This is a genomic window from Segatella intestinalis, assembly GCF_029348455.1.
In the GTDB taxonomy this organism is placed as follows: Bacteria; Bacteroidota; Bacteroidia; order Bacteroidales; family Bacteroidaceae; genus Prevotella.
On sequence record NZ_JARJVV010000003.1, the window covers coordinates 25,059 to 46,977 of the forward strand.

General features: G+C 48.9%; 12 protein-coding genes and 1 tRNA gene. 5 read left to right on the forward strand and 8 right to left on the reverse strand.

Annotation, left to right across the window (positions count from 1 at the left end; genetic code table 11):
* The first annotated feature begins 15 nt into the window (after nucleotides 1–15).
* Together P3T48_RS02305 and P3T48_RS02310 are read left to right on the forward strand one after the other, a co-directional pair.
* On the forward strand, nucleotides 16–375 hold the full coding sequence (locus P3T48_RS02305; protein ID WP_022252980.1) for a hypothetical protein: 360 nt from the start codon (nucleotides 16–18) through the stop codon (nucleotides 373–375).
* Between the two features lie 67 nt (nucleotides 376–442).
* Nucleotides 443–1,189, forward strand: a complete 747-nt coding sequence (locus P3T48_RS02310) for a peptidylprolyl isomerase (protein ID WP_276505476.1) — start codon at nucleotides 443–445, stop codon at nucleotides 1,187–1,189.
* Nucleotides 1,190–1,308: 119 nt separating this feature from the next.
* Here P3T48_RS02310 and P3T48_RS02315 read toward each other — a convergent pair whose 3' ends face one another.
* The 5 genes from P3T48_RS02315 to P3T48_RS02335 all read right to left on the reverse strand — a co-directional run bounded on the left by P3T48_RS02315 (nucleotide 1,309) and on the right by P3T48_RS02335 (nucleotide 10,361).
* On the reverse strand, nucleotides 1,309–2,184 hold the full coding sequence (locus P3T48_RS02315; RefSeq protein WP_276505477.1) for a DUF4923 family protein: 876 nt from the start codon (nucleotides 2,182–2,184) through the stop codon (nucleotides 1,309–1,311).
* Between the two features lie 758 nt (nucleotides 2,185–2,942).
* Nucleotides 2,943–5,771 carry a M16 family metallopeptidase gene (locus P3T48_RS02320; RefSeq protein WP_276505478.1) on the reverse strand — a complete coding sequence of 943 codons (2,829 nt, stop codon included), beginning with the start codon at nucleotides 5,769–5,771 and terminating at the stop codon, nucleotides 2,943–2,945.
* 185 nt (nucleotides 5,772–5,956) lie between these two features.
* Nucleotides 5,957–7,345, reverse strand: coding sequence for an MATE family efflux transporter (locus P3T48_RS02325; RefSeq protein WP_276505479.1), 1,389 nt, complete (start codon nucleotides 7,343–7,345; stop codon nucleotides 5,957–5,959).
* Between the two features lie 786 nt (nucleotides 7,346–8,131).
* Nucleotides 8,132–8,773, reverse strand: coding sequence for a BamJ family beta-barrel-assembly machinery protein (bamJ, locus tag P3T48_RS02330; RefSeq protein ID WP_217758389.1), 642 nt, complete (start codon nucleotides 8,771–8,773; stop codon nucleotides 8,132–8,134).
* 25 nt (nucleotides 8,774–8,798) lie between these two features.
* Nucleotides 8,799–10,361, reverse strand: a complete 1,563-nt coding sequence (locus P3T48_RS02335) for a glycine--tRNA ligase (protein WP_158464033.1) — start codon at nucleotides 10,359–10,361, stop codon at nucleotides 8,799–8,801.
* A gap of 105 nt (nucleotides 10,362–10,466) precedes the next feature.
* Between P3T48_RS02335 and P3T48_RS02340 the strand changes: the two genes are divergently transcribed.
* Nucleotides 10,467–13,325 (forward strand): DNA gyrase/topoisomerase IV subunit A, encoded by a 2,859-nt coding sequence (locus P3T48_RS02340; protein ID WP_276505480.1) that lies wholly within the window; start codon nucleotides 10,467–10,469, stop codon nucleotides 13,323–13,325.
* A 110-nt stretch (nucleotides 13,326–13,435) separates the two neighbouring features.
* On the opposite strand, the gene P3T48_RS02345 is transcribed toward P3T48_RS02340, so the two are convergent.
* The 3 genes from P3T48_RS02345 to P3T48_RS02355 all read right to left on the reverse strand — a co-directional run bounded on the left by P3T48_RS02345 (nucleotide 13,436) and on the right by P3T48_RS02355 (nucleotide 19,150).
* Nucleotides 13,436–14,722 carry an OmpA family protein gene (locus P3T48_RS02345; RefSeq protein ID WP_276505481.1) on the reverse strand — a complete coding sequence of 429 codons (1,287 nt, stop codon included), beginning with the start codon at nucleotides 14,720–14,722 and terminating at the stop codon, nucleotides 13,436–13,438.
* 76 nt (nucleotides 14,723–14,798) lie between these two features.
* Nucleotides 14,799–17,582: a hypothetical protein gene (locus P3T48_RS02350; RefSeq protein WP_276505482.1), complete on the reverse strand. Its 2,784-nt coding sequence runs from the start codon at nucleotides 17,580–17,582 to the stop codon at nucleotides 14,799–14,801.
* A gap of 392 nt (nucleotides 17,583–17,974) precedes the next feature.
* Nucleotides 17,975–19,150: a hypothetical protein gene (locus tag P3T48_RS02355; protein ID WP_276505483.1), complete on the reverse strand. Its 1,176-nt coding sequence runs from the start codon at nucleotides 19,148–19,150 to the stop codon at nucleotides 17,975–17,977.
* Between the two features lie 296 nt (nucleotides 19,151–19,446).
* Between P3T48_RS02355 and P3T48_RS02360 the strand changes: the two genes are divergently transcribed.
* Together P3T48_RS02360 and P3T48_RS02365 are read left to right on the forward strand one after the other, a co-directional pair.
* Nucleotides 19,447–19,528 (forward strand) — tRNA-Leu (locus P3T48_RS02360).
* Nucleotides 19,529–19,713: 185 nt separating this feature from the next.
* Nucleotides 19,714–21,918, forward strand: coding sequence for a sodium-translocating pyrophosphatase (locus tag P3T48_RS02365; protein WP_276505598.1), 2,205 nt, complete (start codon nucleotides 19,714–19,716; stop codon nucleotides 21,916–21,918).
* Nucleotide 21,919 lies beyond the last annotated feature (1 nt).

A 21,919-nucleotide genomic window follows, 5' to 3' on the forward strand; every position in this document is an offset into this window, starting at 1 on the left:
AGAAAAGTAAGATTTATGGGAAGAAATAAATACTCACAGGCTGAAATCAGCCAGATAGGAAAGTTGCTGCGCCTCAAGAATGCGGGAAACCGACTGCAGCAGAAACAGATACGTCACGACCTGCGTGTCGACTACGAGTTTAATATCTCCGACTTCAATGAGCCGGGCAAAGCCTTCGGTGAGCAGGAGTTGCAAGACGCCATCAAGCGAGGAGCTATCGTGATCCTCGACGATGCCACTATTGAGGCTATGAAGGCGAAACGTGCGCGCGACAAGGCCCGCGATGAGGCTGAACGCGAGCAGCAGGCCATCGCTGAGGGAGAGCAGACAGACTGGAAAGAGGCGATGAAGCAGTGGGAGGAATATTATAAGTAATTGAAATTTTTTAGTTCTTTTACTTCTTCATTATCAAAAGTTGATTTAATTATCATCGAATTCAAATATGTCAACAGTAAAAATCAAGACTACAGAGGGCGACATCATCGTGCACCTCTACGACGAGACTCCTCGTCATCGTGACAACTTTATAAAATTGGCTAAGGAAGGATACTTCGACGGCACACTTTTTCATCGTGTCATCAAGGACTTTATGATTCAGGGCGGCGACCCCGACAGCAAGAACGCTCCCAAGGGAAAGATGTTGGGAACGGGCGGCCCCGACTATACGATTCCTGCCGAGATAGACTGTCCACGCCTGTTTCATAAGCGTGGCGCCCTGAGTGCTGCCCGCTTGGGCGACGAGGTGAACCCACAGCGCGAGAGCAGCGGAAGCCAGTTCTACATCGTGTGGGGTAAGACTTATCGACAGAACGAGCTGCGCCAGATGGAGAAACAGATGGCGATGCAGGCCGAGCAGAATGTCTTCAACGAGTTGACCCGCGAGCATCACGATGAAATCATGAACCTGCGCCGCAGCCGTGACCGTGAGGGACTGATGAAACTCCAGGACGAGCTTGCCGACGAGACTCGCAAGCGCTGCAGGGAACAAGGCTATCCCAAGTTTACCGATGAGCAGACCAAGGCTTACACCGAGTTGGGCGGTACGCCTTTCCTCGACGGACAGTACACCGTGTTTGGTGAAGTGGTAGAGGGCCTCGAGGTCGTGGAGAAGATTCAGAATTGCGAGACTCTTCGCGATGACCGTCCCAAAGAGGACGTCGTGATGCAGGTCGAAGTGGTCAATGAATAAATGAAATCATTTTAATCAAGAATTAGAGAATTAGAGAAATATGTGACCAAGTGGATTGTGACTTTGAATCTCCGATTCTCCGATTCTTGATCCAATAATCAATCTTACTTTCGCTCCTTTTACTTGCTGAGATCGAAACCAACGCGGATGCCATCATAGTTTTTGGAGATTTCGCCGATAGTACCGAGAGTGGTGTTGCCGCTCAGGGCAGTCAGCGTCTGGATGATGGTAAGCAGTTTCTTCGACTCGAAGAGAATGCTGATGCCAGATGAGTTCTTGGTGGCGAAACCATTGAGGCTGAGCAGCAGACGGCCTTTCAGGTCGATGGCGTGAGTCTTCTCATCGAAGGTGTAAGTGCCGCTCCATGACTTTCCGTCTATCTTGGCATTGAAGGTGCCGTCATCGTTGAACTTGAAATAAGTGTTCGAACTGCTGAATCCAGCTTTCTGATAATAGGTGCTTAACTTTTCCTCCACCTTCTTGGCAGCGATTTCGCCACCCGCTTTCGCCAACAGGTTCTCTGAGGTAAAGGCGCAGCCAGGCGATTTATATTTCCATGTGTGGGCACAGAGGTCGGCTTTCTTGAATGTGGTTGAGCCAATCACGTTGTCGAGAATGCTTCCCACGATGCTTCCCATCTTGCTTGTGGTGGAGCCTGTGCTGTTGCTGCTGTTTCCGCCAGCATAGCCCAAGAGTCCTGCTAATACTCCTACGGCAGAAGCCTTGGTATTGACAGTGTCGGCAGAATGTGTCTTGGAAGAGTCTGTCGTGGCTGTGGAAGCTGTTGTTGCGGTCGATGTTGAAGATTTGGAGGAAGTCTTCTTGGCAGTGGTGGTAGACTTCTTCTTAGTAGTAGCCTTCTTTTTCTTGGTTGATTTCTTGGCAGGAAGGCAGCTCATTTCGGATGTTGTGGCGCTCTCGGCGCATGTCTCGTTGGCAAGGCTGCCTGTGGTGCATGCCAGCACAAGGGCAACCATCATGAATACTTTCTTCATTTTTGTTGATACTTTTTTGATGTTTTCAAGTTGAAGAACTCCTTTTTCTCTCTCTTTGGACCTCTGAATCTCTTGTGTTCGGAAGCCCAGTGTGGAGTTTATGCTTTTTCGGGTGCAAATATCGCAAAAAAAGCGCAGATGGAGAAAGGGAAATGGATATTTTTTGTAGGTTTTTCCCTATTTCTCCTTGATTTATGTCAAAAAATGAGGTTTTTAGTGTTCTTTTCTCACTTTTTTCGTGGTGCTTGTAGTCAGAATGCTTTATCTTTGCATAAGATATACTGCGCTCGGCAATCTGAAAGTAAACTTTCATTGCGCTCGCTTGTAATATCTTTGCATCATTACAAATCGCAATAGGTTATGGATTATAGTTTAATTAAGGTCAATGCAGAGATTGAGAATCTTGCACAGGACAAATGTCAGCAGATTCTTCATGACCGACGTGAAGCCCTCGCTAACAAGGTTAGAAGAAGAGCTTAAAAACCAAGAGAGATTGTTTTCTCAAAAAGACACAAAAAGAATTGACATTCCGGGAACGTTGTTTCCCGTGTAACGTAAAAGGTCCCGTTGACAGAACTTGGTTCTGCGACGGGACCTTTTATGGTTTTATTGTTTTTTCTGGGGATGAGAAGTTATAGAAGTTATCACTCCCTTCGGTCGTTAGAAGTTAAAGCCAACAGCTTTTGCAGAATATTTAGCTATAAAGCATATGGCTTTAACTTCTTTAACTTCCCATTTCTGAAAAGTTTGTTGAGTTTTTATTTTCCAGCCTCTTCCTTGGTAGCCTTCATGATGACTTCCAGGTGGTTGCCTGGCTTGAGGACGATATTCTTCAGGAAGTCGCCTATAGCCTTGCCGTCGACGCTGCTTACCGTCTTCACGTAATCGGTGTGCAGGTCGATGCCGTTGATGACATAGTTGCGCAGGATGCCGGTCCAGTAGCCATTGGTCTTGGCGTCTACCGAAGCCTGCTTGGTCAGAATCTCCTTGATCTTCTGCAGATCGCTGGCGTTAGGCTGTTCTATGGTAGTCTTCAGGCCAGAGAAGAAGTAAGGAAGAGCCTCGTCGAGCTTCTCGGGGTTGAGCTGTGCGCTGCCGGTCAGGCTGAGTGCCAGCTGTCCGTCCCAGTCGAGCTCCATGCTTGCCTCGGCTCCTGCATGGTAGGCTGCACTCAGCTTCTCGCGTATGTTGCGCAGATAGTCCATCTGGAGCAATCGTGCAGAGATGTCGGCGAGCACGCTTGTCTGCAGGGTGTAAGGAGTCTTGGCATACCATATCTCGGTCACCTGCGACATTGGGTTCTCCATGCTCTTGGTGAAGATGTTCTTCACCTCGCCTGTAGCTACAGGGATAGCCTTGTTCTTCAGCTTGGCGCCCTTGCTTGGGATAGAGGCGATGTACTGCTCGATGAGTGGCAGGAGAGTGGCCTCGTCGTAGTTGCCCACGAAGAAGAAGGTGAAGTCCTTGGCATTGGTGAACATCTGTTTGCCCAGTTCGAGCACGCGGTCGTAGTTGACAGCATCGAGGTCTTCGGTCTTAGGGATGCGTGCCATCTTGTTGCCCATGTAGATGGTGCTCTGCAGCGAATCCTGGTAAACCATCTCTGGGTTCTTGCTCTGGTTGGCAAGAGCGGTCTTGATGGTGCTCAGGAGGTTGGCAGCCGATTTCTCGTCCTTGCTCAGCGCTGTCATCTTGAGGTAGATGAGCTGCATGAGGGTCTCGATGTCCTTAGGAGTAGAGTTGCCTGAGAGTCCATGCTTGAAAGGAGTGATGGTGTAAGCCACGCTTGCCTGCTTGCCTGCGAGGGCTTTCTCGAGGTCGTTGCTTGAGAACTGGCCCAGACCGCTGGCGTTGAGCAGCATGCCGCCCATGAAGGCGAAGGTGTAGTCGGCCTTGTCGAGTGCTGCGTAACCTACGTTGGCTGTGGCAGCAAACTGTATCTCGTTGTCCTTGTAGTCGGTCTTCTTCAGCACCACCTTGGCACCGTTGGAGAGGGTGAGGGTCTTGAATCCCAGCTTCTTGTCTTCTGCTGTGCTCTTGATCTTGCCCGCCTTAGGCTTCTGGGCGATGAGAGGCTCCTGCTTCACATTGTCCACATAGGCCTCGAGCTTCTCGCCGCGCACCTGCTTCACGATGTCGGCAAGCTCCTGCTCGGTGGGATAAACAGCACCGTCGGCCTCGCGCATCATGACGAGTGACACCAGGTTGGTGTCGGTTTCGCAAATCAACTGCTTGGCGTACTGGTTGACAGCCTCTACAGGGATGTGAGGCACCAGCATCTGATAGATCTGATATTCGTCCTCTACCGAAGGGATAGGCTCGTTGCTGGTGAAGTTGTCCACATATTGAGTGGTGAACTGTTCGTTCTTCATCTTGTCGCGATTGGTGTAAGCCTTCTCCATCTGGCTCATAAACTCATCCTTGGCACGCTGATACTCAGTGGCAGTGAAGCCGAAGTCGTGTGCACGCTTCAGTTCGCGCATCACGGCGGCATAAGCCTCCTTCATCTGTCCGTCCTTGGCAGCGCCGAAGGAAGTGAGCGCCTCCTTGGTGCTTGAGAGCAGATAGTCGCCAATGTTGGTTCCTGCCTGCAGATAAGGGCAGTCGGGCTCCTGCGATTTCTCGCTGAAGCGGGCATTCATCATGCTGGCAAAGATGTTGTCCATATAGCCTTTGAGCAGATAGTCGACACCGTTCTTCAGTGAGTCGGGGGTGGCTTCGTGCTTCATGAAGATCTGGAAGATGCCCATCTGCTGCTCTTTGTCCTTGTCTACCACGTAGATGCCCTGGTTGTTGTCGGGCACTTCCACGGGCACTACCTTGGCAGCGTTGGCTGGCACCTTGATGCCTCCGAAGAGTTTCTTGATCTGTGCCTCGATATGGTCTACGTCCACGTCGCCGACGATGATGATAGCCTGGTTGTCTGGGCGATACCACTTGCGGTAATAGGCGCGAAGGGTCTCTGGGTCGCAGCCGTCGACGACGCTCATCAGTCCGATAGGCATGCGGTAGCCATACTTACAGCCAGGGTAGAGCTTAGGAAGGGCACGCTCCAGTATGCGCTGCTGTCCCACCATGCGCATACGGTACTCGTTGTGCACCACGTCGCGCTCGTCGTTGATGGCTTCCTTGGTGAGAGAGATGCCGTTGCTCCAGTCTTTCAGGATGAGCATACATGAGTCTACTGCCGACACGCGTGTGGTGGGCACGTCGGTGAAGTAGTACACGGTTTTCTCAATAGAGGTGTAGGCATTGAGGTTGCGGCCATATTCCACACCGATGCTCTGTAGGTATTCCTGGAGGCTGTTGCCCTGGAAGTGCTCAGAGCCATTGAAGGCGAGGTGCTCCAAGAGGTGAGCCAGACCGCGCTGGTCGTCGTTTTCGTTGATAGAGCCTACTTTCTGTGCGATGTAGAAGCTGGCTACATGCTCAGGGAAACTGTTGTGTCGGATGTAATAAGTCAGACCATTGTCCAAATGGCCTATTCTCACATCTTTGTCTACCGGGATAGGTGGCATCATCTGAGCCATGGCCTGTCCGGCAGTAAGCAGCACGATGGCTGCAGCAAAAAACTTCTTAAGTTTCATAATAGCTGATGTTGGTTTATATATATAATAATGTGTATTTATTCTTCTTTCATAAACTTGATGCTGCAAAAGTAGCACATTTCTAACGACAAAGCAAGCATTTGGGAAGTTTTTTCCCAAAATGCCTGCATTCTTAACATTAAACTAACATTCCACTAACATAACCTAACATTAGGTTCTGTTTTTCAGCCCTTCGCTTTCAGAAAACTGTTCATCCAGCTGCCACGATAGAGGCGGATGAGGAACAGGATGCCGCGGAAAGTCAGTTCGGTGGCCATGGCTATCCATACACCTTCCAGCCCATAGCGCTGTGAGAGAGCGTAAGCCAGGGTGAGGCGCACCAGCCACATCGTCCCCAGGTTGATGGCGGCAGGCTTGAAGGTGTCGCCGGCTCCCACGCAGACACAATAGGTCACGATGCTGGCAGCAAAGAACGGTTCGGCAAAAGCCTCTATGCGAAGACAGCGTGTGCCTAAGTCGCAGATGGCGTCGACGGGAGAGAGTACTGCCATCATGCCCGGTGCAAAGATATACATGACAACACCCATCACTGCCATTACGCCCATGCCGAGACCCACCGTCATGTAGGCAAAATTGCGGCACAAGTCGATGCGGCCAGCGCCATGGGTCTGACCGACGAGCGTGGTGGCGGCATCGCCTATTCCGTAGCCAGGCATATAGCACAGGCTCTCGGCGGTGATGGCAAATGAGTGGGCGGCAATGGCGATGTTGCCCAATGGCGCCACTATCATGGTGCTGACAATCTGTGCACCGCTCATCAGAATGTTCTGTATGGCCAAGGGAATGCTTATCTTGAAGGCATTGCGCACGTATTCGCGTACCCAGCTGAAGCGAATCTTGTCCTGATGCAGGTTGAGAATCTTGTTGTGGCAGGCTGCCTGCCAAAGGTTGGGCAGCGAGATGCAGACATAAGCCAGGGCGGTTCCGAAGGCTGCGCCCACCACGTCCATGTGCAGCACATAGATGAAGATGTAGTTGAACACGACGTCGCACAGGCAGATCAGAATTGCCATGACGCTGGGCGTGTGCATGTTGCCTGCAGCCTTGAGCATCATGCCCGACATGTGGTACAGGTAGACAAAGGGCAGCACGAGGCTGTAGACCAGGAAATAGGCCGATGACTTGTCGGCAATGTCATCGCCTCCGCCCAACCAGTGGGGCAGGGGAGAATGAATGCCCACGCCGATGAGGGCTATCAGGATGCTGAAGATGATGCCGCAGAGCAGCGAGTGGCGAAACACCTGGCGGGCTTTGCCGAAGTCGTTGGCTCCGATGAAGTGGGCTACCTGTACTGAGAAACCAGTGGCAAAGGCACTCAGCAGGCTGCCGATAAGCCAGGTGGTGGACTCGATGAGTCCGATGCTCGCTGAAGCCTCTGCACCCAAATGTCCCACCATAGAGGCGTCGATAAAGAACATCATGACGGTGGAAATCTGTGCCAGCATGGAGGGAATACTCAAGCCTACGATGAGGTTCAGTTTCTCACCGCGGTGCATGGAGCGTCCTGCCCGTATCGATTCCATCAGATATTCTGTCTTTTTGCTATATAACATAATGTTTGTACTGCCATTTATTGTTTTCTGTTGAACTGCCCAGTAGTATGTAGGAACAGTCAAAGCGAGAAAATGGCGATCCCTCCTAAAAGGAATCGCCATTTTTATGATTTGAATGTTAAATTTCTATTTATCCCAAAATACAAGATCTTATCACCTTTAAACAAAACCTCTATCTATTGGGTTGAATTCAGCGGATAAGAAAAAGAGAATCTTGAAAACTCTTTTCTATATCCTGACTTCATTCACTTTTCGTCGTCCTTGAATAACAATCTCTTATTTACCTTTAGATTCTAATACCTGTCGTCCTTGAATAACAATCTCTTGTTTACCTAAAACTAATAACCTATCACAATCTATTACCTAACTAAAAACCTAAAACTTATAATTCTGGTGCAAAGGTACTACTATTCTCGAAATCTGCAATACTTTTGTGCATATTTTTGCGTGAAAATAACATTTTTTTTGCTTATAAGCCCCAAATGTGTGCGAACACATACACTTGTTTATTCTTTGAAACATATTTTTAGAATTCGGATTTCAGGAGTTTTCTTAAGGAGTTTTCTTAAGGAGTTAAGACAACAGCTTTGTGGGCTTGAAATTAAACATTAAACTGAGTCCACTTGAAAAAGTAGAAACTCACATTTTTTGTCTTTGTGACTTGTTGATAATCAATAGCTGGTTTTCGTAAAATAGACTTTTTCAGGTGGACTCAGCTCCTTATAATAAAATAATAAAAAGTCCTGTGCCGAAGAAGCACAGGACTTTCTGTATGGAGGAATAGAATTATTTCTTAATCCATTTGCCATCGGTGTACCAACCCTTGAGCACAATCTCGAATTTGAGCATTGAGTAAGCAGGAATGGTTAAACTGCTGCTCTGGCTGGAACCATAGCCGAGAGTGTAAGGCATGTAAACCATCCAGTGGTCGCCGATATGAGTCATTTTCATCAGGGCAGTGGCAAATCCGTCGACAACGCCCTTCACAATGAAATTGCTGGTCTGAGCCTTGTTGACATCATAGTCGCCGGTGAAATTGTGGTCGAAGACATAGTCGTTCTTCAGCATGCCCTTGTAGCTGACCATTACCGAGTCGGTGTAGAGAGGGCGCACGGCAGAACCTTCGCCCTGCTGCATCACCTGCACCACGATGTTGTCTTCCTGCTCATTGAAGGTAGGAGTGACAGGCTGGTTGTTGAGATCCGTATTTCCCGTCTGGTTCTCCATACTCCAATTGCGGTAGACGTGCCATCCGTTGGCTTCTCCCTCCTGCTTGGCCTTGACAAGAATCTCGGCAAAAGCCGTCTTGTTCTTTGCCTGCCAGTCGTCGTACTCGGAGTCGGTGTTTTCGTCAGTCTCGCTGCATGATGCCAGCACAAGAGCCGACATCATGAGCAGAAACAGATATTTCAAATTCTTCAAATTCATCTATGTGTATTTGATTTTTTATCGTTTAGAAGTCCTTGATCTCCTTGCCAAGCTTCTTCAGTACGCTCGTGATGCTCACACGGTCCTCGATGATGCCGCGAAGTTCGCTGATGGCAACACGCTCCTGCTTCATCGTGTCACGATAACGCAGAGTAACCTTGTGGTCGTTAGGAGTATCGTGGTCTACGGTGATACAGAACGGAGTACCGATGGCATCCTGACGACGGTAGCGCTTGCCGATAGAGTCCTTAGGATCGCCATAGTGGGTGTTGAAGTGGAACTTCAGCTCGTCAACGATCTCGTGAGCCAACTCGGGCAGGCCGTCCTTCTTGTCGAGTGGGAATACGGCACACTTCACAGGAGCCAATGCCTCAGGCAACTTCAGAACCACGCGGCTCTCGCCGTTCTCGAGCTTCTCCTCGCAGTAAGAGTGGCACATCACGCTGAGGAACATTCGGTCTACGCCGATAGAGGTCTCTACATCGTAAGGCACGTAGCTCTCGTTCTTCTCAGGATCGAAGTACTTGATAGAGCGGCCGCTGAACTTCTCGTGCTGAGAAAGGTCGAAGTTGGTACGGCTGTGAATGCCCTCTACCTCCTTGAAGCCAAATGGCATCTTGAACTCGATGTCGGTAGCAGCGTTGGCATAGTGAGCCAGCTTCTCGTGGTCGTGGTAGCGATAGTTCTCGTTGCCCATGCCGAGTGCCTCGTGCCATGCCAGACGAACCTTCTTCCAGTACTCAAACCACTTCATCTCGGTGCCAGGCTGGCAGAAGAACTGCATCTCCATCTGCTCGAACTCGCGCATACGGAATACAAACTGGCGAGCCACAACCTCGTTGCGGAATGCCTTACCTATCTGGCAGATACCGAAAGGAAGCTTCATGCGGCCTGTCTTCTGAACGCTCAGGTAGTCGACAAAGATACCCTGGGCTGTCTCAGGACGCAGATAAACCTTGCTGGTAGCATCGCTCGCTGCACCCATCTGGGTAGAGAACATCAGGTTGAACTGACGAACGTCTGTCCAGTTCTTGGTGCCGCTGATAGGGCATACGATGCCCTCGTCCTCGATGATCTGCTTCAGCATCTCGAGGTTAGGACCCTGCATGGCCTCGGTGTAGCGGGCATGAAGGTCGTCGAACTTCTTCTGATTCTCCAAGACGCGAGGATTGGTGGCGCGGAACTGAGCCTCGTCGAAGCTGTCGCCGAAGCGCTTCTTAGCCTTGGCGATCTCCTTGGCGATCTTCTCCTCGTATTTGGCCATGTGGTCCTCGATGAGCACATCGGCGCGATAACGCTTCTTAGAGTCGCGGTTGTCGATCAATGGATCATTGAACGCATCCACGTGACCTGAAGCCTTCCAAACAGTAGGGTGCATAAAGATGGCTGCGTCGAGACCCACAATGTTCTCGTGCAGCAATACCATGCTCTGCCACCAGTACTGCTTGATATTGTTTTTCAGCTCGACACCGTTCTGACCATAGTCGTAAACGGCTGCCAAACCATCATAAATTTCGCTACTTGGAAACACGAAGCCATACTCTTTGCAATGGCTTACAATCTTCTTAAAAACATCTTCTTGTGCCATGATGAAATCTTATATTTTTCAAATTTTCGGCAAAGATACGCCTTTTTCTCGAATTTTCTTTGTATTTTTGCCTAAAATATATAAAATAAGTATTAAAAGCTATCTATGAGCGACGAAATTAAAGACAAAGACGAACTTCAGAAGGGTGGTGAGCCACAAGATTTGGATGCGGCTGAACAGCATTCCGACTACAAGCCTGTCAACAGGTTTGACGCTTCGGCGGTGCGCCATCTTAGCGGAATGTACCAGAACTGGTTCCTCGACTATGCCTCCTATGTGATTCTCGAGCGTGCCGTGCCTCATATCGAGGACGGACTGAAGCCCGTGCAGCGACGCATACTGCACTCGATGAAGAGAATGGACGACGGAAGATACAACAAGGTGGCGAATATCGTGGGACACACCATGCAGTTTCACCCGCATGGCGACGCCTCTATCGGCGACGCACTCGTACAGATGGGACAGAAAGACCTGCTCATCGACACACAGGGAAACTGGGGAAATATCCTCACCGGCGACCGTGCTGCGGCTTCACGATACATAGAGGCACGTCTGTCCAAATTCGCGCTCGACGTGGTGTTTAATCCCAAAACAACCGACTGGCAGCTCTCCTATGACGGCCGCAACAAGGAGCCTATTACGCTCCCCGCCAAGTTCCCCTTGCTGCTGGCACAGGGAGCAGAGGGCATTGCCGTAGGTCTGAGCAGCAAGGTGCTGCCACACAACTTCAATGAGCTTTGTGATGCTGCCGTACACTATCTCAAGGGCGAGCCTTTCACCATCTATCCCGACTTCCCTACGGGTGGAGCCATCGATGTGGGCAAGTATAACGACGGACAGCGTGGAGGCGTGCTGAAGGTGCGTGCCAAGATAGATAAGCTCGACAACAAGACGCTTGTCATCACCGAGATTCCTTTCAGCAAGACCACCGGAAGTCTCATCGACTCCATCACCAAGGCGGTGGAGAAGGGAAAGATAAAGGCCAGAAAGATAGAGGACGTTACCTCTGCCAACGTGGAAATCCTCGTCCATCTGGCTCCCGGAACCTCTTCCGACAAGACCATGGACGCACTCTATGCCTTCAGCGACTGCGAGATCAACATCTCGCCCAACTGCTGTGTCATCGAGGACAACAAGCCTTGCTTCCTCACCGTGAGCGATGTGCTGCGCCACAGCGTAGACCGCACCATGGGACTGCTGCGCAAGGAGCTGATGCTGCGCAAGGGTGAACTGGAGGAGCAGCTCTTCTTCTCCTCGCTCGAGCGTATCTTCATCGAGGAGCGCATCTACAAGGAGCGCAAGTTCGAGCAGAGCAAGAGTCAGGACGAGGTTGTGGCCTTTATCGCCTCGAAGCTGGAGCCTTTCAAGGACAAGCTCTTCACAGCCGTAGTCGACGGAAAAGGCAAGGTGGAGTATGCATTCCACAGAGAGATAACGCGCGAGGACATTCTGAAACTCCTTGAAATCAAAATGCAGCGCATCCTGAAATATAATAAGGACAAGGCCGACGACCTCTTGCTGAAAATCAAAGCCGAACTGGCGGAGATAGAGAACGACCTCGCCCACATGACAGATGTCACCATCAACTGGTTTGAATATCTCAAGACCAAGTATGGCAAGGCGCATCCACGACGCACCGAGATAAGAAACTTCGACACCATCGAGGTGACCAAGGTGGTGGAGGCCAATCAGAAACTCTACATCAACCGACAGGAAGGATTCGTGGGTACAGGACTGAAGAAGGATGAGTTGGTGTGCAACTGCTCCGACCTCGACGATATCATCATCTTCTATAAGGACGGAAAGTTCAAGGTGACCAAGGTGGCCGACAAGATCTTCGTGGGAAAGAACATCCTCCATGTGCAGGTGTTCAAGAAGAACGATAAGCGAACCATCTACAACTGTGTGTATCGCGATGGCAAGCAGGGCGAATACTTCATCAAGCGATTCAACGTGACGTCGATGACACGCGACAAGATGTACGACATCACGCAGGGAACGCCCGGAAGCCGGGTCATCTATTTCACGGCCAACCCCAACGGTGAGGCTGAAATCATCAAGATAACACTGGATCCAGACCTCTCGAAGAAGCGACAGAGCATCTTTATCGAGAAAGACTTTTCGGATATTATCATCAAGGGACGTGCCGCCAAGGGCAATCTGCTCACCAGGCGAACCATCCGTCGCATTGGTCTGAAGAGTCATGGCCACAGTACCTTGGGAGGAAGAAAGGTGTGGTTCGATCCTGATGTCAACCGTATCAATTACGACGAGAACGGACGTTTCCTCGGCGAGTTTAATGACGATGAATATATCTTGGTGGTTCTCGACAATGGCGAGTTCTATATCACCAACTTCGACCCCAACAACCACTATGAGGACAATATCCTGCGACTGGAAAAGTGGGACGAGCATAAGATATGGACTGCCGTTCTCTATGATGCCGACAACGAAGGCTATCCTTACATCAAGCGATTCACCATGGACGCTGCCAAGCGCCATCAGAACTTCCTTGGCGAGAATGTCAACAGCAAGCTGATTCTCCTTACCGATACAGTTTATCCTCGTATCAAGGTGACTTATGGAGGTGTGGATGCTGTGCGTCCTGCCGAGGAAATCGACGCCGAGCAGTTTATCGCACAGAAGAGTTTCAAGGCTAAGGGAAAACGACTCTCTACCTGGAACATAGGTTCTATAGAGGAAATAGAGCCGACCCGTTTCCCAGAGCCTGCAGATACAGCCGATGCAGCCGAGGGCGATGAGACGACAGCCGATGGCGATGCTGCCGACGGCAAAGTGTCGTCCCGGACAAAGGCAAAATCATCCGACGAGAACCTCGACCCTGATGCCGGCAAGAGCCAGCAACAGATTATCGATGAGCTGACAGGACAGACAAGCCTCTTCGACGATAAGAACTTTACTGCGGAAGACGAAAAAGACCGCGACTGGCTGAAGGATCAATAGGGGAGTTGCTTCAGGAGTTCCAGAAGAAACTTCCTTCCCCATAAAGAAAGCCGCCCCAGAAGCTTAAAGCTATCTGTGGCGGCTTAAAAGAAAAGATTTACCCTGTATTATTACTCAATAGTAATCAAAACTCTGCGGCATTCCTCCTTTGAACAGCCGTTGCTGTCGCCAATGGCCTTCTCCAACTTGATGTCGAAGCCCTTGATGCCTTGTTTCTTCAGGAAGTTGACAACATTGTTCAGACGACCCTCGCTGAGTTTGTAGTTCTTTGAAGAAACTCCGTCCGACGAAGCCTCACCGATGATGGTAAGCTTGTAGTCGCCCTGTTCCTTCAGGGTGTTGATAAACTTCTTCAAGCGAAGTCTTTCCTGAGTCGTGATGTTGGTCTTGTCTACGGTGAAGAATACCTCGTAAGACTTCACCTTCTTCGACTTCTCGCAGTCGTCGAGCAATGACTGCAACTCGGCATTGTCCTTGCGGCAAGCCTTCAGACTCTCAGACAATCCGTCGTATGCACGCTGCTTTTCAGCCAATTGCTTTTCGTAGGCTTCCTTCATTTCGGCCTGATCTCTCAGAGCCTTGTAGTAGCGGGCCTTGTTGCTTGGCATCACCTTGCTGACGAAGTTGAAGCGAAGAACCACTCCTGCACTGTACATTCCCTTAGGAGTCAAGTCCTTGTTGAGAGGCAGATAATTGTATCTGCCGAATACACCTGCTGTCCAGCGAGATGAGAGGTCGTATTCCAACGACAGGGTGGCAGGTATGTACATCGCGTCAACATGTTCGTTGAAGGCATGACTCTTCATGTAGTCGTGGGTGTAGACATTGTAGTAGCCTTCACCCTTGGCAACAGCCATCTCTCGGTAAGAGAAGGTGGTGGAGTTGCGGCTCCAACCGCGCAGATAACCGACACCGACTCCTAACCAAAGATTGAGCTGCTGGGCCTTGCGGTTGTGCCAGAACTCCATGATGTTGAAGTCTACATTCAGGTCTGCCATGGCGTACTGCATGGTATAGCGGTTCTGGAATCTGTCCATCTTGGTCTCCAAGGTCGTAGGATAGGTTTTTCCTGTAGAAGGATCTTTTATCTCATAATCCCTGTTCGTTGTGGTAGAGAGCATGCCCTTGTCTGTCGACCTCAGCATGTCGTACTCTAAGTTCAAACCCAGTCTTACCCAGGGCTTGATATTGTATTTCACTCCGACACCTCCGAAGGGCATGATGTGCTTTCTTTTAGCTATATCGTCCATACCCCTCATGCCATGATACAGAGTTCCTCCTCCCTGGATGTAAACCGACCAAGTGTGAGTACGCACCGTATCATTGTAGGTTTGTGCTTGGAGTGTGGCAGCCGTCGCTAAGACGGCGACTGCCAAGGTTAAACGTTTTATTCTCATAATTGTAACTGCTTTGAATTTGTAATGCGGTAGCATATTGGCATGAGATATTCATGCTCTTTCTGCAGATTCTTACTTATTCGGGATACTCGAAAGATGGAGTTCCTGTTGCATCAGCATCATTTTGCAAGTAAAAGTTGCACTTCAAAACCGACATGATGACTCCATCTTTATAGGTAGTCAAGTTAAGCAATATGTTGCTGACTCCTCCATAGGGGAGGCTATTCTTTCCTTTGGCATCCACGTAAAGGATGTGTAAGATGTTCTTAACGGTTGAAGTAATATTATAATTCATCTGCTCTGGCACTTTGGCTATTCTGATAACCTTCTTGCCGTTGGCGAGTTGCATGGGTTGGAGTGTACCTGCCACAACTTCTGTTGTTGAAACAACTTGCTCGGTATTTACCTTGATTAAGTTGTTGTTCTGTACCGTGCCTGTATAAGCTGAATAGTAGGCGTAGCACAGGATAGTAGGCTTCTGTACCTCAAGCATGTCTGAGATGATTTTCTTCAGAGTTGGGTCTGCTGATACTGCTGCCCACATCGCTGGTTCCATGTATACAGAGGTTTTGTCGGCTGGATCCTGATAGATGCCGTTGTCGGCAGCCATCTTTTCCAACTGCTTGAGCATGGCTTGTGAGTTGGCGTCCTGCTTGTCCTTCAGCTCTTTAATGGCTGTAGTAAGGGCATTCTGCAACTTGGTGTTAGATTTTACTACCTTGCTAACTCCTTTAGCGATAGCAGTGTTGAGAGCTGCGGTCTGTGCGGTGATAGCATCAACCACTCCTGCGATGACAAGGTTCATGTCGGTTGTCTGCTGTGTGATGGCACTCTTTATGCCGTTCTCCAAGCCTGTGATAGAACCCTTAATCTCGCTTCCCTGTGTGGTGATGGCTGTTCCGATAATGCCGCCCTGTTGGTTTACTGCTGCCACAATAACGTCACCGTTCTGACCGATGGCTGTAACGATCTTGCCGCCCTGCTGCTCTATCATCTCCTTCAGAGCAATGAGCTGGTTCTTCATGCCGTTTTCCATGTTGACGATGGCTGTTGTGTTGTCACTCAACTTAACGGTGAGTTGTCCTGTCATGTCATCGATGCTACCCTTTACTGCTGTGTAGCCCGTGGTGATGTTGGTGTTCACGTTGTCGATGGCGGTCTTAAGGTTGCTGAGTTCTGTCTTGATATCGCCAAGTGCAGAGTTGTTGCTTCCAAGTTTGTTCTCCACTGATGTGAGACGGAGATCGAGCGTGGTATTAATCTTATCGTTAACTACCTCAATCTTTGCCAGTCCTGCACCAACGGTGGTGTTGATGGCGTCAATCTTGCTGCCCAGAGTAAGAGTTTGGCTCTTCAACTCTGCTGTGAGGTCGAGGATGCTACTCTTGAGCTGTGCTGCGATGAGTGAGCCGTTGGCGTCGATGGTGAGGCGGAGCAGTTTGCTCTGTGCTTCGAACGTATCGCTCATTTTACCAATAGCAGTCACGATCTTTTTGCCATGATTGTCAATCTTGGTATTCAGCTTGGTGAAACCATTAACAAGCGTAGTGTTGATCTGAGCAAGACCTGCCTGAGTGGTCTCTTCAAGAAGCTTAATGGCACCTGTATTCTCGTTAATTTCTACCTTGATGTCTGCGAGACCAGTCTGTACTGCTAAGGTGAGTGCATTGAGACGTTTAGCCAGACTATTTGATTGGTCGTTGATTGCTTGGATGATGGCATCAGCCTTAGCTACGATGGTAGCATTGAGGAGCTTGCCAGTGGTGTCAATCTGCAGGCGCAGAACCTCTCCATTTTTGTTCATAGCGGTCACAATCTTATCGCCATTTTCGTTCATTGTGGTCTTGATAGCTGTGAAGCCATCGATCAATGTAGCATCTATCTTCAGCAAGCTGGTATTGAGATTTCCTAAGCTACCCTGAGTATTGTCATCGAGGAGTTTGATGGCACCTGTATTCTTGTCAATTTCCACCTTGATGTTTGCCAAACCTGTCTCTATAGCTGTTGTCAGTGCATTGAAACGAGACTCCATGCTTGCTGTCTGGTCGTTGATAGCCTTGATGATAGCATCAGCCTTTGCGATTAAGGTAGCATTGAGGAGCTTGCCTGTGGTGTCGATCTGTAGGCGTAGAACTTCAGCATTTTCGTTCAATGCGGTCACGATCTTGTTGCCATTTTCATCTATTGTGGTCTTGATAGCTGTAAAGCCATTGAAGATTGTCGTGTTGATGGTGTTGAGACCAGCTTTCAGGCTCTCGCCCTGTGCTGTGATGGCACCAGTGTTGTTGTTGATCTCTACCTTGATGTCGGCAAATCCGCCCTTCACGGCAGCTGTCAAGGCTGCTATGCGCTCTGCCATGGTGTTGCCCTGGTTGTTGATAACGTCTACAAGAGCATTGCCAGAAGCCAAGATTTGTGCTGAGATAAGCTTACCGGTGGTGTCTATCTGGAGACGCAAGATTTCGCCATTCTGGTTCATGGCGTATACGATGGCTTCGCCCTGTGCGGTTACCTGACCTGTGAGTGTGGTCAACTGTGCGGTTAAGGCTTCGAAACCATTAAATAAAGATGTGTTGATGTCTTTAAGACCATTCTTTGTATTCTCACTCAATACTGTGATGGCACCCGTGTTGGCATCTACTGCCAACTTAATGTCTGCCATGCCGTCTCTCAACAATGTGTTGAGGGCATCAAAGCGCTCTTTCAGCGTCTTGTTTAAGTTATTGACTGCATCTACCAGTGCCGAGTAGTCATTGATAAATGTGTTTCCACCATAATCGACAGTAGGTTCAGTTACGTCCGTACATGCCGACAAGCTCAAGGCTGCTATGAGCAACATAGGATAAAACTTCTTTTTCATAATTAATTTAGGTTTTAAGCTCCACTTTTCCTTATACACCTTTTAAATATATTTACTTTCATATATCTTATTACAATATAAATATAAAAAAGGGAAGCAGTTAATAAAATAGGTTATTACTTTCGACTGCAAAAATAAGTAAAAACTAATCAATGGGAGTGAACCTCAGTTTTTTGTTGTGAACCTCAGTTTTTTAACGTGAACGTGCGGTGGATTCAGTATTTTTTAACTAAATCCACCGCACGTTCACGTTGATTTTATTCCTTTCAAGCAGTTTTTGTACCTATATTGTGCTTTTATATCATTTTCCCCTCCATACGGATAAGGTTGTTGAATATCCCTATTTGCGGAAGTTGAGTAAAGCGAAAGTCGAGTAAAAAAAGGTAAAAAGTTCAGCTCACATACTTCTCTATCAGGTCGTAGTCGAAGTCTTTGAGTCGCTTTCTGGCATTGGTGAGTCCCCATCTGTTCTTGAAACCGCACAGCTCGGCAGCGGCTTCCTGTCCTATGTTGGCAGAAGAGTCGGACGCCATCAGCCTTTCGTAATGACGGATGCGGAAAGCGTTGACCAGTCTGTAGAATCCCACTTGTGTGATGAAGGTGCCTGCCAGAGTGTGGTTCATCGAACTGACATCGCGCACCACTTCTATTCGCTTCAGGCTGGGTTCCAGATATCTGCGGCTTACGATGGTCAGCACCTCGTTTTTTACCGACTCCCAGTTTTCCTGTTCCATCTGCAGTCGTAGTTTCTCCTTATTATATGTGATGAGTTTTGGCTCATCGGATGTGTCGTCTATAGGGGCTTCTTCTAATACTTGACCATCTGCCGTCTGTACGATTTTCTCAAATAATTCTTTCTCCTGCAAGATTTGCTCCATGTTTTCGTTTTCTATGAAGTCCATATTGTTTTTATTTTGCTCAGAGTGAATCGTTTTGTTGGGGTGCAGAATGCGGCAGAGGAACTGAACCTGCCATGCTGCCATAAATAGGTCAATATATGCTTTGACCATTTGGTTGTCAAGAATAAACAGGACCCACATTATGAGAAGCCCTAAGGCTGGCAAGTGCAATATCTTCTTGGCAAAGGAGAAGGGGAAGTCGGATTCGTTGGAGTAGTTCTGTGTGTGGTAACTATCTACTTTCTTAATAAGCCATTTACACTCCTTGAAGAGATGGATGGAAAGTAGGATGCTGACACCTCCCATGGCAATCTCCCATGTTAACTTGTAGGGGATGAGTAGATTGTTCTGATGGAAAAAGACGATAAATAAAAGCCCACCCAGCAATAGGAACGGGGTGACGAAATAGGTCACTGCCGACCATTGACGCCAAGGTTTATCCGTTTGGAAATAGCGATGGTAGAGTATGGTGAAGCATACGGGATAGTAGAGTATACCGAAGCTACGGGCAAATAGCCAGGTTCCTGGGTCGCCAGGACACAATACGTAAGGCAACTGCAAAGCCGTTGCTGTGTAAAAGAATGTCATCTGTCGGCGAGCAGGGTAGAAGAAGTCGCCCCCCCCATTTGTCGAACGGATGACACATGTGAAACCATCTGACAACGCCACATATCACGCCAGACAATATATAGGTATAGCATGCTAATGAGTAGAAAAACTCTACCTGGGTAAAAATAGTTGGTATATTCATCTGTGATATCATCTTTTTTAGTTAGTAATTCTGGCTTCGCAAGTTGGGAAGTAATTGTAACTGAACTTGCTAAAGTTCTTTGAGGTATAGATTCGCACCATTATCTCAGTTTGCAAAAATAGTAATAAAATTGCGAAAAAGCAAGCAACTTCCAAGTTTTTTGTCTTTTTCTTCTTCTAATTGAAATATAAGTTGTATCTTTGCACTCGCAAATGCGCTTGTGGCGAAATTGGTAGACGCGCTAGACTTAGGATCTAGTGGTTCAGGCCGTGTAGGTTCGAGTCCTATCAGGCGCACACGATAAAATCCTGACTGCTTGCTAAGTAGTTAGGATTTTCTTTGTTTATCGAAGTGTGTCATTAAGTGTCATAAAATAAATATTCAGTTTTTCCTCTTTCGTATTAATAAATTTATTATATTTGCACCATCGTTATACACCAACGAATAAATGGAATTATTACTAACCAACAAATATAGCATTATGAACAGCATTCCATTAGTATTTTGGCTCATTCCAATAGCCAGCGTTGTGGCATTGGGAATGGCATGGTTCTTCTTCCGCACCATGATGAAAGAGGATGAAGGTACAGACAGGATGAAAGAAATCGCAGAGCATGTAAGAAAGGGTGCTATGGCTTACCTCAAGCAGCAGTACAAGGTGGTGACGGCCGTCTTCGTCGTTCTCGCCATTGTTTTCGCCTTCATGGCTTATGTGCTGAAGGTGCAGAATCCATGGGTGCCCTTTGCCTTCCTCACCGGCGGACTCTTCTCTGGTTTGGCAGGATTCTTTGGCATGAAGACCGCTACTTATGCTTCTGCCCGTACAGCCCATGGTGCACGCACCGGACTGGACAAAGGTCTGAAGATAGCCTTCCGGAGCGGTGCCGTGATGGGACTCGTGGTGGTGGGACTCGGTTTGCTCGATATTGCCATCTGGTTTATTGTTCTTAATGCGGTGTACGAAGGAGAGGCCGCAGCCCTTGTCACCATTACCACCACCATGCTGACCTTTGGCATGGGTGCTTCCACCCAGGCACTCTTTGCCCGTGTGGGAGGAGGAATTTATACCAAGGCTGCCGATGTGGGAGCCGACCTCGTGGGCAAGGTAGAGGCGAATATTCCTGAAGACGATCCTCGCAATCCAGCTACCATAGCCGACAATGTGGGCGACAATGTGGGCGATGTGGCAGGAATGGGAGCCGACCTCTACGAGAGCTATTGCGGTTCGATATTGTCGACAGCCGCCTTGGGAGCCACGGCTTTTGCCATGAATAGCGATATGCAGCTGCGTGCCGTCATCGCACCTATGGTTATCGCAGCCATCGGCATCTTCCTGTCTCTCATCGGTATCTTCTTGGTTCGTACCAAGGAAGGCGCTTCCATGAAAGAGCTTCTCCACTCGTTGGGACTTGGCACCAATGTCAGCGCGGCACTTATAGCCGTTGCCACATTCGCCATTCTCTATCTGTTGGGCATAGAGAACTGGCTCGGCCTTTCTTTCTCGGTCATCAGCGGTCTTGTGGCTGGAGTCATCATCGGACAGGCAACAGAATATTACACCTCTCAGAGTTATAAGCCAACACAGAAGATAGCCGAGGCATCTCAGACAGGTCCTGCCACAGTTATCATAAAAGGTATAGGCACGGGAATGATTTCCACCATGATTCCCGTTGTCACCATCTCTGTAGCCATCATGCTGAGTTATCTTTGTGCCAATGGCTTCGATATGTCACTGTCGGCCAAATCTATCAGCACCGGCCTTTATGGCATCGGCATCGCGGCAGTGGGCATGCTGTCGACTCTCGGCATCACCCTTGCCACAGATGCCTATGGACCTATAGCCGACAATGCTGGCGGAAATGCTGAGATGAGCGGATTGGGCAAGGAGGTTCGTGAGCGTACTGATGCGCTCGATGCCCTGGGCAATACGACAGCTGCCACAGGCAAGGGCTTTGCCATCGGTTCGGCAGCTCTGACGGCTCTTGCCCTTCTTGCATCCTACATCGAGGAGATCAAGATAGCCATGATACGTGCCGTAGAGAACGGAAAACAGTATGTAGACGCAGCTGGCAATGTCTTCGATCCTTCGAATGCAACAACAATAGATTTCATCAACTTCTTCCAGGTAAACCTCATCAACCCTAAGGTTTTAGTTGGAGCATTCCTCGGAGCCATGGCAGCATTCCTGTTCTGTGGCTTGACCATGGGAGCAGTAGGCCGTGCTGCAGAATCGATGGTTCAGGAGGTACGCCGCCAGTTCCGTGAGATCAAGGGAATACTCGAAGGCAAAGCTACGCCTGACTATGGTCGATGTGTGGAGATAAGTACCCGTAGCGCACAACGCGAGATGATCATCCCTTCTTTGCTCGCCATCATTATTCCTATCGTTGTGGGTCTTGTGTTGGGTGTGGCTGGAGTTCTCGGACTTCTCACCGGCGGTCTGGCAGCAGGCTTTACCCTTGCTGTGTTCATGTCCAATTCGGGAGGCGCATGGGACAATGCCAAGAAGATGATAGAAGAGGGAAGCTTTGAAGGAAAGGGCAGCGAGAACCACAAGGCGACTATTGTGGGCGATACCGTAGGCGACCCGTTCAAGGACACTTCCGGTCCGTCGCTCAACATTCTTATCAAACTCATGTCAATGGTCAGCATCGTGATGGCTGGTCTGACCATTGCTTTCCTATAAT

Bases quoted from the DNA above. Each gene is read 5' to 3' on its own strand.
- P3T48_RS02305 (WP_022252980.1), top strand. From the start codon at position 16: ATGGGAAGAAATAAATACTCACAGGCTGAAATCAGCCAGATAGGAAAG.
- P3T48_RS02310 (WP_276505476.1), top strand. From the start codon at position 443: ATGTCAACAGTAAAAATCAAGACTACAGAGGGCGACATCATCGTGCAC.
- P3T48_RS02315 (WP_276505477.1), bottom strand. From the start codon at position 2,184: ATGAAGAAAGTATTCATGATGGTTGCCCTTGTGCTGGCATGCACCACA.
- P3T48_RS02320 (WP_276505478.1), bottom strand. From the start codon at position 5,771: ATGAAACTTAAGAAGTTTTTTGCTGCAGCCATCGTGCTGCTTACTGCC.
- P3T48_RS02325 (WP_276505479.1), bottom strand. From the start codon at position 7,345: ATGTTATATAGCAAAAAGACAGAATATCTGATGGAATCGATACGGGCA.
- bamJ (WP_217758389.1), bottom strand. From the start codon at position 8,773: ATGAATTTGAAGAATTTGAAATATCTGTTTCTGCTCATGATGTCGGCT.
- P3T48_RS02335 (WP_158464033.1), bottom strand. From the start codon at position 10,361: ATGGCACAAGAAGATGTTTTTAAGAAGATTGTAAGCCATTGCAAAGAG.
- P3T48_RS02340 (WP_276505480.1), top strand. From the start codon at position 10,467: ATGAGCGACGAAATTAAAGACAAAGACGAACTTCAGAAGGGTGGTGAG.
- P3T48_RS02345 (WP_276505481.1), bottom strand. From the start codon at position 14,722: ATGAGAATAAAACGTTTAACCTTGGCAGTCGCCGTCTTAGCGACGGCT.
- P3T48_RS02350 (WP_276505482.1), bottom strand. From the start codon at position 17,582: ATGAAAAAGAAGTTTTATCCTATGTTGCTCATAGCAGCCTTGAGCTTG.
- P3T48_RS02365 (WP_276505598.1), top strand. From the start codon at position 19,714: ATGAACAGCATTCCATTAGTATTTTGGCTCATTCCAATAGCCAGCGTT.